The sequence below is a fragment of the Aliivibrio sifiae genome, from assembly GCF_002954715.1.
GTDB classification, from domain to species: domain Bacteria; phylum Pseudomonadota; class Gammaproteobacteria; order Enterobacterales; family Vibrionaceae; genus Aliivibrio; species Aliivibrio sifiae.
The window spans coordinates 2134038-2148689 of record NZ_MSCP01000001.1 but is presented as its reverse complement, the minus strand read 5'-3'; the positions used below and the strand labels follow the sequence as shown (position 1 = coordinate 2148689).

Annotated in this window: 11 protein-coding genes; 8 read left to right on the top strand and 3 right to left on the bottom strand. The window is 40.0% G+C overall.

The genetic code is table 11. From position 1 onward, the window contains the following. Nucleotides 1–546 precede the first annotated feature (546 nt). Together carA and carB are read left to right on the top strand one after the other, a co-directional pair. Entirely contained in the window at nucleotides 547–1701 is a 1155-nt protein-coding gene (gene carA / locus BTO23_RS09605) for a glutamine-hydrolyzing carbamoyl-phosphate synthase small subunit (protein ID WP_061004585.1), read from the top strand. A 17-nt stretch (nucleotides 1702–1718) separates the two neighbouring features. After that, a complete protein-coding gene (carB, locus tag BTO23_RS09600; RefSeq protein WP_061004583.1) occupies nucleotides 1719–4949 on the top strand; it encodes a carbamoyl-phosphate synthase large subunit in 3231 nt (1076 codons plus the stop codon). A 128-nt stretch (nucleotides 4950–5077) separates the two neighbouring features. Here the strand turns inward: carB and dacB are convergent, their stop codons facing one another. Further along, on the bottom strand, nucleotides 5078–6487 hold the full coding sequence (gene dacB, locus BTO23_RS09595) for a serine-type D-Ala-D-Ala carboxypeptidase (RefSeq protein WP_105063411.1): 1410 nt from the start codon (nucleotides 6485–6487) through the stop codon (nucleotides 5078–5080). A 145-nt stretch (nucleotides 6488–6632) separates the two neighbouring features. Next, entirely contained in the window at nucleotides 6633–7616 is a 984-nt protein-coding gene (locus BTO23_RS09590; RefSeq protein WP_172795088.1) for a porin, read from the bottom strand. A 596-nt stretch (nucleotides 7617–8212) separates the two neighbouring features. On the opposite strand from BTO23_RS09590, the gene greA reads away from it, so the two are divergent. After that, a complete protein-coding gene (gene greA / locus BTO23_RS09585; protein WP_060992743.1) occupies nucleotides 8213–8686 on the top strand; it encodes a transcription elongation factor GreA in 474 nt (157 codons plus the stop codon). A 96-nt stretch (nucleotides 8687–8782) separates the two neighbouring features. On the opposite strand, the gene yhbY is transcribed toward greA, so the two are convergent. Further along, nucleotides 8783–9079, bottom strand: a complete 297-nt coding sequence (yhbY, locus tag BTO23_RS09580) for a ribosome assembly RNA-binding protein YhbY (RefSeq protein WP_060992451.1) — start codon at nucleotides 9077–9079, stop codon at nucleotides 8783–8785. A gap of 118 nt (nucleotides 9080–9197) precedes the next feature. On the opposite strand from yhbY, the gene rlmE reads away from it, so the two are divergent. The 5 genes from rlmE to secG all read left to right on the top strand — a co-directional run bounded on the left by rlmE (nucleotide 9198) and on the right by secG (nucleotide 14652). Further along, a complete protein-coding gene (gene rlmE / locus BTO23_RS09575; protein ID WP_060992450.1) occupies nucleotides 9198–9827 on the top strand; it encodes a 23S rRNA (uridine(2552)-2'-O)-methyltransferase RlmE in 630 nt (209 codons plus the stop codon). Nucleotides 9828–9912: 85 nt separating this feature from the next. Further along, on the top strand, nucleotides 9913–11877 hold the full coding sequence (gene ftsH, locus BTO23_RS09570; protein WP_061004579.1) for an ATP-dependent zinc metalloprotease FtsH: 1965 nt from the start codon (nucleotides 9913–9915) through the stop codon (nucleotides 11875–11877). A 66-nt stretch (nucleotides 11878–11943) separates the two neighbouring features. Further along, on the top strand, nucleotides 11944–12780 hold the full coding sequence (gene folP / locus BTO23_RS09565) for a dihydropteroate synthase (protein ID WP_060992448.1): 837 nt from the start codon (nucleotides 11944–11946) through the stop codon (nucleotides 12778–12780). A gap of 50 nt (nucleotides 12781–12830) precedes the next feature. Beyond that, the gene (gene glmM / locus BTO23_RS09560) at nucleotides 12831–14168 is read left to right on the top strand and encodes a phosphoglucosamine mutase (RefSeq protein WP_060992447.1); all 1338 of its coding nucleotides are present in this window, start codon (nucleotides 12831–12833) and stop codon (nucleotides 14166–14168) included. Between the two features lie 151 nt (nucleotides 14169–14319). Then, nucleotides 14320–14652: a preprotein translocase subunit SecG gene (gene secG / locus BTO23_RS09555; protein WP_060992446.1), complete on the top strand. Its 333-nt coding sequence runs from the start codon at nucleotides 14320–14322 to the stop codon at nucleotides 14650–14652.

Below are 14652 nucleotides of genomic sequence, written 5' to 3'. Positions count from 1 at the left end.
TTTTTAATTAAGCCCGAATCATAATTGATTCGGGCTTTTTTTTTATGATTAATAAGTTTGTAATCATATTTTATGCAGGTATGACTGACTGTAAAGTGAGGTGTTCTCTTTTTGTATCAATTTATTTCTTATGATTGAGTGAATTTCCTTTGTGAGTTTAGTGCTTGTTTTGAGGGTTATTGTGTATTTTCTTTGTTTACCATTTATTTTCTCTAGTTTACTATTTGCTTTAACGTTTGCTTTATTTTTATGAGTAATTTTTTTTTAATAAAAAAGATTGAGTATGCAATAAATTACAATAAGGCTAAATAATCATCACATTTGGTTGGAAGTCTTAAAGAATAATGGTTAAAAGTATGTTTTTGGTATGAAGGCTCTAAAAAAGTTACTTATTGATGTGTTTTCTGTTGACAGTTATCCTATAGATCTCTAAAATTTCGCCAATTTGTCAAAATTCGACCTTTAAGTTCGAGTTTTGGGTTTCAAAAAAACAATTTTGCATTACTATGTTGTAAAGTTGAATGTTTATTATGTTTGGAGGTTGTCTTGAGTAAATCAGCGCTGTTAGTCCTAGAAGATGGGACAGTGTTCCGCGGTCAGTCGATTGGAGCAGATGGCTCGGCCGTTGGTGAAGTCGTTTTTAATACCTCGATGACGGGGTACCAAGAAATTCTCACTGATCCTTCCTATTCTCAACAAATCGTTACTCTTACTTATCCTCACATTGGCAATACCGGAATCAATTCCGAAGATGAAGAATCTTCTTCTATCCACGCTCAAGGCCTTGTGATTCGCGATCTTCCTCTCCTAGCTTCAAACTTCCGCAGTGAACAAACTCTTTCTGAATATCTTAAATCTCAAAATATCGTCGGCATTGCTGATATCGATACGCGTAAGCTGACTCGAATTTTGCGTGAAAAAGGTGCTCAAAACGGTTGTATCGTTGCTTGCTCTTCTACAAAAGAAAGCAACTTAGATGAAGCATTTGCACTTGCTCAAGCAAAAGAGTTTCCTGGTCTTAAGGGAATGGATTTAGCGAAAGAAGTAACGACTTCAGAAGCTTACCAATGGAAGCAAGGTTCTTGGACACTGACTGGCGGTCTGCCAGAAGAGAAAGCGGACAGCGAATTACCATTCCACGTTGTTGCTTACGATTTCGGTGCAAAACGTAACATCCTACGCATGTTAGTAGACCGCGGTTGTCGTCTAACGGTTGTTCCTGCTCAAACTTCAGCTGAAGAAGTGTTAGCAATGAATCCAGATGGCGTATTCCTATCAAATGGCCCTGGTGATCCAGCTCCATGTACTTACGCTATCGAAGCAACAAAAGTGTTCCTAGAAAAAGGCCTACCAATTTTTGGTATCTGTCTTGGTCACCAAATTCTTGCTTTAGCATCAGGTGCTCAAACCGTTAAGATGAAGTTTGGCCATCACGGTGCAAACCACCCAGTTAAAGATTTGGATCGTGATGTGGTTATGATTACTGCACAGAACCACGGTTTTGCGGCAGATGAAGAAACACTTCCTGCAAATCTACGTGCAACGCACAAATCACTGTTTGATGGGACACTACAAGGTATTCATCGTACAGATAAGCCTGCATTTAGCTTCCAAGGTCACCCTGAAGCAAGCCCTGGCCCGCATGATGCAGCGCCATTGTTTAACCATTTCATTGAATTGATTCAGCAGCATAAAGCTTAATTCGGAGTAGTAATAAGATGCCAAAACGTACTGACATTAAAAGCGTTCTAATTCTAGGTGCAGGCCCAATCGTAATCGGCCAAGCATGTGAATTTGACTACTCTGGTGCACAAGCGTGTAAAGCACTTCGTGAAGAAGGCTACCGCGTTATTCTTGTGAACTCTAATCCAGCAACAATCATGACTGACCCAGACATGGCTGATGCAACGTATATTGAACCTATCCATTGGGAAGTGGTTCGTAACATCATCGAAAAAGAACGTCCAGATGCAGTTCTACCTACAATGGGTGGCCAAACGGCATTGAACTGTGCGCTTGATTTAGAAAAGCACGGTGTGCTTGCTGAGTTTGGTGTTGAGATGATTGGTGCAACGGCTGATGCAATTGATAAAGCAGAAGACCGTTCACGTTTCGATAAAGCAATGAAAGCGATTGGTCTTGAGTGCCCAACAGCCGATACGGCAAAATCAATGGAAGAAGCTTACAAAGTTCTAGAGATGGTTGGCTTTCCTTGTATCATTCGTCCATCATTTACGATGGGGGGTACGGGCGGTGGTATCGCGTATAACAAAGAAGAATTTGAAGAAATCTGTCGTGGTGGTTTGGATCTTTCTCCAACCAACGAGCTTTTAATCGATGAATCATTGATCGGTTGGAAAGAGTACGAGATGGAAGTGGTTCGTGATAAAAACGACAACTGTATTATCGTATGTACTATTGAAAACTTTGATGCAATGGGCATTCATACGGGTGATTCAATCACCGTGGCTCCAGCGCAAACGCTAACAGATAAAGAATTTCAATTAATGCGTAATGCATCTCTAGCAGTACTGCGTGAGATTGGTGTTGAAACGGGCGGCTCAAACGTACAGTTTGGTATTAACCCAAAAGACGGCCGTATGGTTGTTATCGAGATGAACCCACGTGTATCACGTTCATCAGCTCTAGCGTCTAAAGCAACGGGTTTCCCTATTGCAAAAATCGCAGCAAAACTAGCGATTGGTTACACGCTTGATGAGTTAATGAACGACATTACTGGTGGTGCAACGCCAGCATCATTTGAACCAACGATCGATTATGTTGTTACTAAGATCCCTCGTTTTAACTTCGAAAAATTCGCAGGTGCTAACGATCGTCTAACAACACAGATGAAATCAGTTGGTGAAGTGATGGCCATCGGTCGTAACCAACAAGAGTCACTACAAAAAGCACTTCGTGGCCTAGAAGTTGGCGCGGATGGTTTTGATGAAATGGTTGATCTTGATGCTCCTGATGCATTAACTAAGATCCGTCACGAATTGAAAGACGCTGGTGCTGAACGTATTTGGTATATCGCCGATGCATTCCGTGCTGGTATGTCAGTGGATGGTGTATTTAACTTAACTAACGTTGATCGTTGGTTCCTAGTTCAAATCGAAGATTTAGTTAAGATGGAAGCTGAAGTTAAAGCGGGCGGTTTCGCTAGCTTAACAGCAGACAAACTTCGTCAACTAAAACGTAAAGGTTTTGCTGATGCACGTTTATCTAAACTACTAGGTGTAGCTGAAAGTGAAATTCGTCGCCTACGTGACCAACATGATATCCACCCGGTCTACAAACGTGTAGATACCTGTGCCGCTGAGTTCTCATCAGATACGGCTTACATGTACTCATCTTACGATGAAGAGTGTGAAGCAAATCCAACAGATAAAGATAAGATCATGATCTTAGGCGGCGGTCCAAACCGTATTGGCCAAGGTATTGAATTTGACTACTGTTGTGTACATGCATCATTAGCACTTCGTGAAGATGGTTACGAAACAATCATGGTTAACTGTAACCCTGAAACTGTTTCTACTGATTACGATACGTCTGACCGTCTGTACTTCGAACCAGTAACACTGGAAGATGTATTAGCTATCGTTCGTATCGAAAAACCAAAAGGCGTTATCGTTCAGTACGGTGGTCAAACGCCACTTAAACTGGCTCGTGCTCTTGAAGCTGCTGGTGTTCCAATTATTGGTACAAGCCCAGACGCTATCGACCGTGCAGAAGACCGTGAGCGTTTCCAAGTTGCAGTAGACCGTTTAGAGCTTTTACAGCCAGAAAATGCAACCGTAACAACAATGGAACAAGCGATTGAAAAGTCTCGCGAAATCGGTTTTCCATTAGTTGTTCGTCCTTCATATGTTCTTGGTGGTCGTGCGATGGAAATCGTATACGATGAGCAAGACTTACGTCGTTACTTCAATGAAGCGGTTAGCGTTTCAAATGAATCTCCAGTACTTCTTGATAGCTTCTTAGATGATGCAATCGAGGTCGATGTAGATGCGATCTGTGACGGTGAGCAAGTCGTTATCGCTGGTATCATGGAACACATCGAACAAGCGGGTGTTCACTCAGGTGACTCAGCGTGCTCTCTTCCTGCTTATACGTTAAGCGAAGAAATCCAAGATGTAATGCGTGACCAAGTACGCAAACTGGCATTCGAGCTAGGTGTACGTGGCTTAATGAATACACAATTTGCTGTTAAAGATAACAAAGTATATCTAATTGAAGTGAACCCACGTGCTGCACGTACCGTTCCATTCGTATCTAAAGCAACAGGTGCGCCAGTTGCTAAGATTGCTGCACGTGTAATGGCTGGTCAATCTCTAGAGTCACAAGGTTTCACTAAAGAGATTATCCCACCTTACTATTCCGTTAAAGAAGTCGTATTACCGTTCAACAAATTCCCTGGTGTTGACCCATTGTTAGGCCCAGAAATGCGTTCAACGGGTGAAGTTATGGGTGTTGGTACAACATTTGCTGAAGCATTCGCTAAAGCAGAATTAGGTTGTAGCAAAGAGTATCCAGAAGGTGGTCGTGCATTACTTTCTGTTCGTGAAGGCGATAAGAAACGTGTTGTAGATTTAGCAAAACACCTTATTAAAATTGGTTACCAATTAGATGCTACACACGGTACTGCGGTTATTCTTGGCGAAGCGGGAATTAACCCTCGTCTAGTAAACAAGGTACACGAAGGTCGCCCTCACATTCTTGACCGTATCAAGAATGGCGAATATACCTACATCGTAAATACGGCATCTGGTCGTCAAGCGATTGAAGATTCAAAACTTCTTCGCCGTGGAGCACTTGCAGCTAAAGTAAACTACACAACAACGCTAAATGCAGCATTTGCTAGCTGTTTAGCACATGAAGCTGATGACCGTAATACGGTTAACTCGGTTCAAGAGCTACACGCAAAAGTAGCAACTAAATACGCTTAATCGCGAAACTGGCTAATTAACAATCTTAGTTAAGTCATAATAAAAAATCCCGAAGAATGAGAGTTCTTCGGGATTTTTTCATTTATCTTTTCTAGTTAATCTAATGAAATCAATTAGAGAAAGAGATCCTAATCTTTGGATAGTTCAATTAACTCTGGGTAGAAGCTTTTCTCAAAGGTATCAATAGGACGCTCAACAGGAGTGGATCCCTCTTTTGCTGCAACCGGGTGGTAATCAGCAACAAACTGAACAAACAACTGCGGATCTTTATTTTCTAAACCGACAAATCCAGCCATGTTATAGCTACCAAACAGTGAACCACTTTTTGATTTCATACTGCCTTTAATTGGTTCTTTACGCATGCTATTACGATATTTTAATGTGCCATCAATACCTGAAGTCGGTAATAGCTCAATTAACCCTAATTCTTTATCGTATTTATAGATATAGTGAAGAATTGATTTCATTTGATTTGCCGTCATACGGTTATTGCGAGAAAGCCCTGAGCCATCAACTAACACGGCATTACTCAAATCAATATCTGCTTGTTTTAATAGAATATCTTTAATAGCTGCTGTGCCATTAGTAAAGTTACCGGCTTGCTGATAATTCAAATGGCCTAACATCTTAGTTAAGTTATCGGCGTAATGATTGTCCGATTTTTTCAGCATGTGCTCTAGTAATTCGATCAAAGGTTTAGATTTATGCTGAGCTAATACGGTTAATGGTTGAGGTTCTTGTTGAGGTTTACCAAAGCGGACTTGACCATTAAGGGTAATATTATGTTCACCTAAAATTTTTAAAACAGTTTGTTCGGTGAAATCTTGTGTATCTTGCACTGCAAACTTGAGAGGAAGCGGTTTGTTACGATTAACCAAACAGCCATTTAGCTCATAATGGTTACCTTGAGTGGTTAGTTCTAGATCGCAGAATGATTTTTTTTGTTCTTCTCGAGTAACACTTTTAGCGTTACTGGAAAACGAAATAGGCTGATGGATAGGAACAAAGACTTTAGTGCTGCCATCATCATGTGTAGTAATCGATGCTTGTACACAGTTTTCATCAATGCTTAATGCACTTGATGGAGCGCTATAACAAACCCCCAGAATATCCCAAGGCCAACCGACTGCTCGTTCATAACCAGTAAAGATTGTTCCGTCTACCCATAAATCACCTTTAATGGTTTTTAAGGCGCTGTCATTAAAAAGAGCAGATAATTGTTCTCTTGAAAGGGAAGGGTCACCAGTGAAAGTAAGTACAACATCGTTATCTTGTTTGTAAAGCGTAGTAGAGAAGGTGAAGTCTTTGCCAAGAGCTAACCTTGCTGCTAATGCTGTCGCTAGTTTTAATGTACTGGCTGGAGGTAGTAGTTCATTTTGCTTTTGTTGGTATTCAATATCATGTGTTGGTAATGATTCAACAATAACAGCCGCTCGACTTCCTGAAGGAAGGTAATCAAGGTGTTCTTGGATATTATTAGCAAAGCTTGAGCAAGAAAATAAAGCGAGGCTTAAAAGAGTAAAACGAGAAAAAGACATGATGAACTCAATATAAATATAATTGAGTATATCTTATCGTTTGCAGCGAGTGATGTGTAATGATTGAGCAAAAATTAATGGAATATCACAAATAAAAAACGCCCACCGAGGTGAGCGTTTTAACAATAGGAAGAGTTAAACTTGATTAGAAGTCGTAACGCATACCTAGAGCTACAGAATCTTCAGTCATTGATTTAATGATGCCTTTTTTGCCATCAGTATCAAGTAGGTTGAAGTTGTATGATGCGTAAGTACGGAAGTTAGCATTGAAGTAGTAAGTTGCATCAAATGCTAGATTATCAGCACTTAGGTTGTTCTTACCTGAAGTAGCTAGAGAACCATCATGGTCAGCATTGTTGTACGTTGATGTAAATACTGTTTTACCCATTGTGTATGCAGCAGCAACTTCGTAACCAGTGTAATCTTCGTTAGAAACTTCACCTGTTGTGAAAGTACCTGCGAAGTATAGGTCACCCATTGCCATAGACGCTGCTAGCATTGCTTCGTTGCTATCAGCTTGGTCTGCGTAACCGCCACCTAGTTTGAAACCAGAGTCACCAAATGCGTAGATACCAGATAGAGCGTAACCATCGTTAGATTCTGCATTTACACCTGTAGCATCGTCAAAGCGGTAGTTTGCTTTAGCAGAAAAGTCACCAAATGTGCCTTTGTAGCCAAGGTTGTTGTTTGTACGGTCAGCTACAGAGATTTTAGTCGCTGCTGAGTTACCGTGGTATGCCATGATATCGGTAAAGTCAGTGATAACGCCTAGAGCACCATCGTTTTTACCGTAAGAAACTTCACCGAAGTTGCCACCGATTCCAGCATATGCGTAACGGTTTTCAAGTCCATCAGTACCTGAATCAGTAACTAGACCGTTATCATTTGTTGTGAATTCACCTTCCCAGAAACCAACACCGTATAGGCCGTCAGAAATTTGAGTAGTGCCTTTAAAGTTTAGACGGATACGAGAGTTATCAGAAACATCACCATCTTGAGCGAATAGACGAGCTTCAGCACGGCCACCCATTTCTAGAGTTTGGTCTGCGCCTTTGTAAATTTCTGCTGCATTTACTGCGCCAGCTGAAGTAATTGCTGCTACTGCTAGAGCTAGTACTTTTTTGTTCATCATTGTTCTAATTCCTATAAGGGTGGAGGAGATTATGTCCATTTTCAATGAAGAGTGTAATAGATAACGTCTTAGGTTGTAAGGCGAGTATTAATTACATTCACTGTTTCAATGAGCTTATTTTCAGGGTTATTGCGGATAAAAGGTTAGTAAAACAATCTAAAAACTGCAATTGAACAGTGTTTTTTATTATTTTTTTGTGAACCTTGTCATTGAAAATCAGGTGTTTATAAAATTTAAATAAAGTTTGCTTAGATTTTGAGCTTAATGGTATTTTATGTTTTTTTTAGCTTTAACTATAAAAATAATGTGATAACTGTCCCACTTTATGTTTTTCTCCTTGTCGATATATGGGCTTAATTTTATTTTTGAGACGAACTTCTTACTTATGTTGTAGTCATTACTTGAAAACAAATACCAGAAACAAACAATAGATAGGTGATAAAAGGCATTTCTTTGTTTACACTAGAGCAAATTAAATTTAAACAGATACACTTAGGTCGTTTTCTTATTTAGCAAATATTTTGCTATTATGAGTGCCCTTGGTGGGATTTTTATTTGCTGAATTTGTGATTTCAGCTTTAGAGGTAGAAAATATGGATAAGGTACCAATGACGGTACGTGGTGAAAAGCTACTGCGTGATGAGTTAGATGTATTATTAAAGCGTCGTCCTCTTATTTCAAAAGCAATTGGCGAAGCTCGTGAACTTGGTGACTTAAAAGAGAATGCTGAATATCATGCAGCTCGTGAAGAGCAAGGTATCTGTGAAGCTCAGATCCGTGATATCGAATATAAGTTATCAGTTGCCCATGTGATTGACGTAACTAAAATGGTAAATACGGGTAAGATTATTTTCGGTACTACGGTAACATTGATTGATGTGAATACTGATGATGAAGTGAAATATCAGATTGTTGCTGATGATGAAGCTAACATCAAAGAAGGTCGAATTTCAGTGAACTCACCAATTGCTCGTGGTTTAATTGGTAAAATGGCTGGTGATGAAGTAAATATTCAAACGCCAGGCGGCACTAAAGAATTTGAAATTGAAGAAGTAGAGTACGTTTAATTGTAGCTATTGATTCAAAATATAAAGGCCGCGTAGTTATCTTTAAGAAGAGAACTAAGACGGCCTTTTTAATTTCTTACAAAATAAATGTAGAAATTATTTTCTAGGGATCTCGATTTTACGAGCTTCGCTAGCGCGGTATAATACAAGAGTCTTACCGATAACTTGTACTTTTTCAGCTTCAGTTTCGCGAATGATTGCATCAACAATCAATTGCTTAGTGTCACGATCTTCAGAAGCGATTTTAACTTTGATCAGCTCGTGGTGGTTAAGCGCAATCTCAATTTCAGCCACTACAGCTTCAGTAAGACCATTTGAGCCCATCATAACAACGGGTTTTAAATTGTGAGCAAGGCCTTTAAGGTGTTGCTTCTGTTTTGTGCTTAGGTTCATATATACCCGATTATTTCTATATTAAGGGTTGAAAACAGCCTATTCTAACGCCATCTATCCCTGAAGACTATTTTTTGTTTCAGTCTTCCAATTTAAATTAAGTATTTTTAGGTAATGCATGAGTAAGAATAAACTTTCAGCAAGCTCTGGCCGCTGGTTAAAAGAACATTTTGATGATAAATACGTTCTTGAAGCGCAAAAAAGAGGCTATCGCTCTCGTGCTATTTTTAAGATTGAAGAAATTCAAAATAAAGACAAGCTATTAAAGCCAGGAATGACGGTTGTTGACCTTGGTGCTGCTCCTGGTGGGTGGTCACAATATGCGGTTGAGCAAGTTGGCGATTCTGGGCAAGTTATCGCTTGTGATATTTTAGCAATGGATTCAATCGCTGGTGTAAGCTTTCTGCAGGGGGACTTTAGGGAAGAAGCAGTATTGAACGCATTGCTTGAACGCATACAACCAGATATGGTAGATGTAGTGATGTCTGATATGGCGCCAAATATGAGTGGTAACCAAGCCGTTGATCAACCAAGAGCTATGTATCTTGTTGAGTTAGCGTTGGATATGTGCCGTCAAGTATTGGCTCCAAACGGTAGCTTCACAGTTAAAGTATTCCAAGGTGAAAGCTTTGATCAATACTTACAAGAAGTTCGTAAAATGTTTAAAGTGGTCAAGATTAGAAAACCTGATTCATCACGAGCTCGTTCTCGAGAAGTGTATATTGTAGCCACTGGTTACAAAGGATAATTCGTACGTAGTAGCTACACTTAATAAACTGTAGTACTCTATCTTTCATCTATTTAGTTAACGCGGGGTTAACACCTTGAGTGACATGGCAAAAAATCTAATATTGTGGCTGGTTATCGCGGTTGTTTTAATGTCGGTATTCCAAAGCTTTGGACCGAGTGATAGCTCTGGTCGTTCGATTGATTACACCACTTTTGTAAAGGAAGTTGGTAATAGTCAAGTTCAAGAAGCAACGTTTAATAATCGTGAAATCAAGGTAACGAAGCGTGACGGTAGCCGTTATGTGACGTATATGCCTGTATTCCAAGATCCTAAATTGCTTGATGACCTTATTAACCAAAATGTAATCGTTAAAGGAACTCCACCTGAAGAGCAGAGCTTACTTGAGTCTATCTTTATTTCGTGGTTCCCAATGATTCTTCTTATTGGTGTTTGGATCTTCTTTATGCGTCAGATGCAAGGCGGCGGTGGCAAAGGGGCAATGTCCTTTGGTAAAAGCAAAGCTAAGATGATGACCGAAGAGCAGATCAAAACAACATTTGATGATGTTGCCGGTTGTGATGAAGCAAAAGAAGACGTTAAAGAATTGGTTGATTACTTACGTGAGCCAAGCCGATTCCAGAAGCTAGGTGGTAAAATCCCAACAGGTGTTTTATTAGTTGGCCCACCGGGTACAGGTAAAACTCTAATTGCAAAAGCCATCGCTGGTGAAGCAAAAGTACCTTTCTTCTCTATTTCAGGTTCTGATTTCGTCGAAATGTTTGTTGGTGTTGGTGCATCTCGTGTGCGTGACATGTTTGAACAAGCGAAAAAGTCATCGCCTTGTATCATCTTTATTGATGAAATCGATGCTGTAGGTCGCCAACGTGGTGCAGGTGTTGGTGGCGGTAATGATGAGCGTGAGCAAACGTTGAACCAAATGTTGGTTGAAATGGATGGTTTTGAAGGTAACGAAGGTATTATCGTTGTTGCTGCAACTAACCGTCCTGATGTTCTGGATGCTGCGTTATTACGTCCAGGCCGTTTTGACCGCCAAGTTGTTGTAGGTTTACCTGACATCCGTGGTCGTGAACAAATTCTTCAAGTTCACATGCGTAAAGTACCATTAGCTGGTGGTGTTGAACCGTCACTAATTGCACGTGGTACACCAGGTTTCTCTGGTGCTGACTTAGCTAACTTAGTTAACGAAGCTGCGTTATTCGCCGCTCGTACTAATAAACGTGTTGTTTCGATGGTTGAATTCGAACTTGCTAAAGATAAAATCATGATGGGCGCAGAGCGTAAATCAATGGTAATGTCAGAAGAAACAAAAGCATCAACAGCTTATCATGAAGCTGGTCATGCGATTGTTGGGCGTTTAGTGCCAGAGCATGATCCAGTATATAAAGTGTCAATCATTCCACGTGGCCGTGCGCTAGGTGTAACGATGTACTTACCTGAGCAAGATCGAGTAAGTATGAACCGCCAACACTTAGAATCTATGATTTCAAGTCTATATGGTGGTCGATTGGCTGAAGAACTTATTTACGGTGTAGATAAAGTGTCAACTGGTGCATCAAATGATATTGAACGTGCAACTGATATTGCGCGTAAAATGGTAACCCAATGGGGTTTCTCTGATGCATTAGGTCCTTTACTTTATGCAGAAGATCAAGGTGACCCGTTCTCTGGTCATGGTGGCTCTCATCAGTCAAAACATGTTTCACCTGAAACGCTGAAATTAATTGATGCTGAAATTCGTACTATCATTGATCGCAACTATGCACGAGCTAGACAGATCCTTGAAGATAATATGGATATCATGCACGCAATGAAAGATGCGTTAATGACATTTGAAACTATTGATGCTGGCCAAATTGATGACTTGATGGAGCGAAAAACTGAGATCCGTGAACCTCAAGGTTGGGGAGATGACAATCAAACCAAACCTCAAGAGAAAAACGAGAAACCAGTAAGTGAAGAAGAGTCAAAAGTTGAAGAGAAGTCTGAGGAAGAAAAACCTCAAGCGCCTGAAGAGACTAAAACAGATTCAGATTCATCAGAAAAATAAGATGAATTAAGTACGAAATAAACCCCGAGTTATGCTCGGGGTTTTTGTATTTTAAAAGGACTGATCATGAAATTAATAAGTAGAGATAAAACGTTAATATTAGACCGTTCTCATGTGATGGCGATCCTTAATGTTACGCCGGACTCTTTTTCTGATGGCGGTAAATTTACCAATCTAGATATTGCGTTAAAACAAGCAGAGAAAATGGTAAACGCTGGTGTTAGTTTTATTGATATTGGTGGTGAGTCAACAAGACCAGGAGCACCAGATGTTGGGCTCGAAGAAGAGTTAGAACGTGTCATTCCTATAATTGAAGCGATACATCAGCGATTTGATACTTGGATATCTATTGATACCAGCAAAGCGGTCGTAATGAATGAGGCGGTAAAAGCAGGGGCTGATTTAATTAACGATGTTCGTGCATTACAAGAGCCTAATGCATTAGAGGTTGCTGCAAAAACAAATGTTCCTATCTGCTTAATGCATATGAAAGGGCAACCACGTACGATGCAATCTAACCCTACTTATACTGAACTGCTTACTGATGTAACCTGTTTTTTAGAGGAAAGAATTGCAGCATGCCAATCGGTTGGTATCGCAAAAGATAAGTTAATTCTTGATCCTGGGTTTGGATTTGGTAAAACGTTGGCGCATAATTACCAACTACTTGCAGAATTAGAACGTTTCCATCAGTTAGGTTTACCTATATTGGCGGGAATGTCTCGTAAATCAATGATTTTTAAATTGCTAGATGTTGAGCCTCAAGAGGCAATATCGGGTAGCTTGGCGTGTGCGACGATTGCTGCAATGAAAGGCGCACAAATTATTCGAGTTCATGATTTTGAACAAACTATGGATATAGTGAAAGTTTGCCAAGCAACATTAGAACAAGTATCTGACTAAAGAATTGTTCATTTAAAATAAATTATTAAAAATAAAACATGGAGTACAACATGGCTGAACGTAAATATTTTGGAACTGATGGTGTTCGTGGGTTGGTTGGTCAAGCGCCTATTACACCTGATTTTGTAATGAAATTAGGCTGGGCTGCAGGTAAGGTACTTGCACAGCAAGGTACGAAAAAAGTCATTATCGGTAAAGATACGCGTATTTCAGGCTACATGTTGGAATCAGCATTAGAAGCAGGTTTAGCGGCTGCAGGTCTTAAAGCTAAATTTACCGGGCCAATGCCAACACCTGCCGTTGCCTATTTAACGCAAACATTCCGTGCAGAAGCCGGGATTGTTATTTCAGCATCTCATAATCCTTATTACGATAATGGTATTAAATTCTTCTCATCGGAAGGCACAAAGCTTCCTGATGACATTGAAATGGCGATAGAAGCAGAACTAGATAAACCAATGACGTGTGTTGAATCTGCTTTGCTAGGTAAAGCATCTCGCTTAAATGATGCTGCCGGCCGTTATATTGAATTTTGTAAAAGTACATTTCCAAAAGAACTGAGTTTGGCTGGTGTTAAAATGGTTATCGATTGTGCAAATGGCGCAACGTACCATATTGCACCTAATGTATTTAAAGAACTTGGTGCAGAGATCATTACTATCGGTTGTGAGCCAAATGGCACCAATATTAACCATGAAGTAGGGGCGACAGATGTTCGAGCCTTACAAGCTAAAGTATTAGAAGAAAAAGCTGATTTTGGTGTCGCTTTTGATGGTGATGGCGACCGTATCATCATGGTGGATGAGTTTGGTGAAAAGGTTGATGGCGACCAAATCGCTTATATTATTGCTCGTGATGCTTTACGTCGTGGTGAGTTGAAAGGCGGTGTTGTTGGTACTCTAATGACCAATATGGGTATGGAAGTTGCGCTACGTAACCTTGGTATTCCATTTATTCGTTCGAATGTAGGTGACCGTTATGTGATGGAGAAACTACTAGAAAACAATTGGTTGATAGGTGCAGAGAACTCAGGGCATGTCATTTTATTGGATAAAGTAACGACTGGCGATGCAATCGTTGCGGCACTTCAGGTGATAGCTTCTATTGTTGGTAGTAAAATGTCATTACAAGAATTATGTAATGGTATGAGTATGTTCCCACAAGTATTGGAAAATGTACGTTTTACTGGAGATAATAACCCTCTTGATTCTGATGCAGTTAAAGCAGCTCAAGTTGATGTTGAATCAAAATTAGGTGATAACGGTCGAGTTTTGTTACGTAAATCAGGAACTGAACCTTTAATTCGCGTTATGGTTGAAGGTGAAAATGCTGAGCTTGTTCAGCAATATGCACTTCAGATTGCTGATGCTGTAAAGGAAAGCTGTTAATTTAACCAATTAAATGAAATTGAACGTTTTTTGTTAATTTTAACTTGTCATAGTAGCCTAGTTTGGTTAATATCCCTCGGCCTCTTAATTGAGAGGGCGCTGGTGTTGCCAATGGGCTACCGGTACATTAATTAGATACATGGGTGACGGAATGCATACTATTCTACTTGTGATTTATCTGATTGCCGCAGTCGGTGTAATTGGCCTAGTATTGGTACAACACGGTAAAGGCGCAGATATGGGAGCTTCATTTGGGGCTGGAGCATCAAATACAGTATTTGGCTCTGGTGGCTCTGGAAACTTTTTAACCCGAATGACTGCACTTTGTGCAACAGTATTTTTTATTATCAGCTTAGCGCTAGGCAATATGTCTACGCATAAATCTGAAGGCTTTGATCTTAAGTTAGATCAACAAGCAACAGAGCAAACAACTGATAATACGAGTGACGTTCCTGCTACTGGAAACAGCGACGTACCTCTTTAA

Excerpts from the sequence above, each read along its gene's own strand:
- dacB (WP_105063411.1), bottom strand. The coding sequence starts at position 6,487 with ATGTCTTTTTCTCGTTTTACTCTTTTAAGCCTCGCTTTATTTTCTTGC.
- ftsH (WP_061004579.1), top strand. The coding sequence starts at position 9,913 with ATGGCAAAAAATCTAATATTGTGGCTGGTTATCGCGGTTGTTTTAATG.
- secG (WP_060992446.1), top strand. The coding sequence starts at position 14,320 with ATGCATACTATTCTACTTGTGATTTATCTGATTGCCGCAGTCGGTGTA.
- greA (WP_060992743.1), top strand. The coding sequence starts at position 8,213 with ATGGATAAGGTACCAATGACGGTACGTGGTGAAAAGCTACTGCGTGAT.
- carB (WP_061004583.1), top strand. The coding sequence starts at position 1,719 with ATGCCAAAACGTACTGACATTAAAAGCGTTCTAATTCTAGGTGCAGGC.
- rlmE (WP_060992450.1), top strand. The coding sequence starts at position 9,198 with ATGAGTAAGAATAAACTTTCAGCAAGCTCTGGCCGCTGGTTAAAAGAA.
- BTO23_RS09590 (WP_172795088.1), bottom strand. The coding sequence starts at position 7,616 with ATGAACAAAAAAGTACTAGCTCTAGCAGTAGCAGCAATTACTTCAGCT.
- yhbY (WP_060992451.1), bottom strand. The coding sequence starts at position 9,079 with ATGAACCTAAGCACAAAACAGAAGCAACACCTTAAAGGCCTTGCTCAC.
- folP (WP_060992448.1), top strand. The coding sequence starts at position 11,944 with ATGAAATTAATAAGTAGAGATAAAACGTTAATATTAGACCGTTCTCAT.
- glmM (WP_060992447.1), top strand. The coding sequence starts at position 12,831 with ATGGCTGAACGTAAATATTTTGGAACTGATGGTGTTCGTGGGTTGGTT.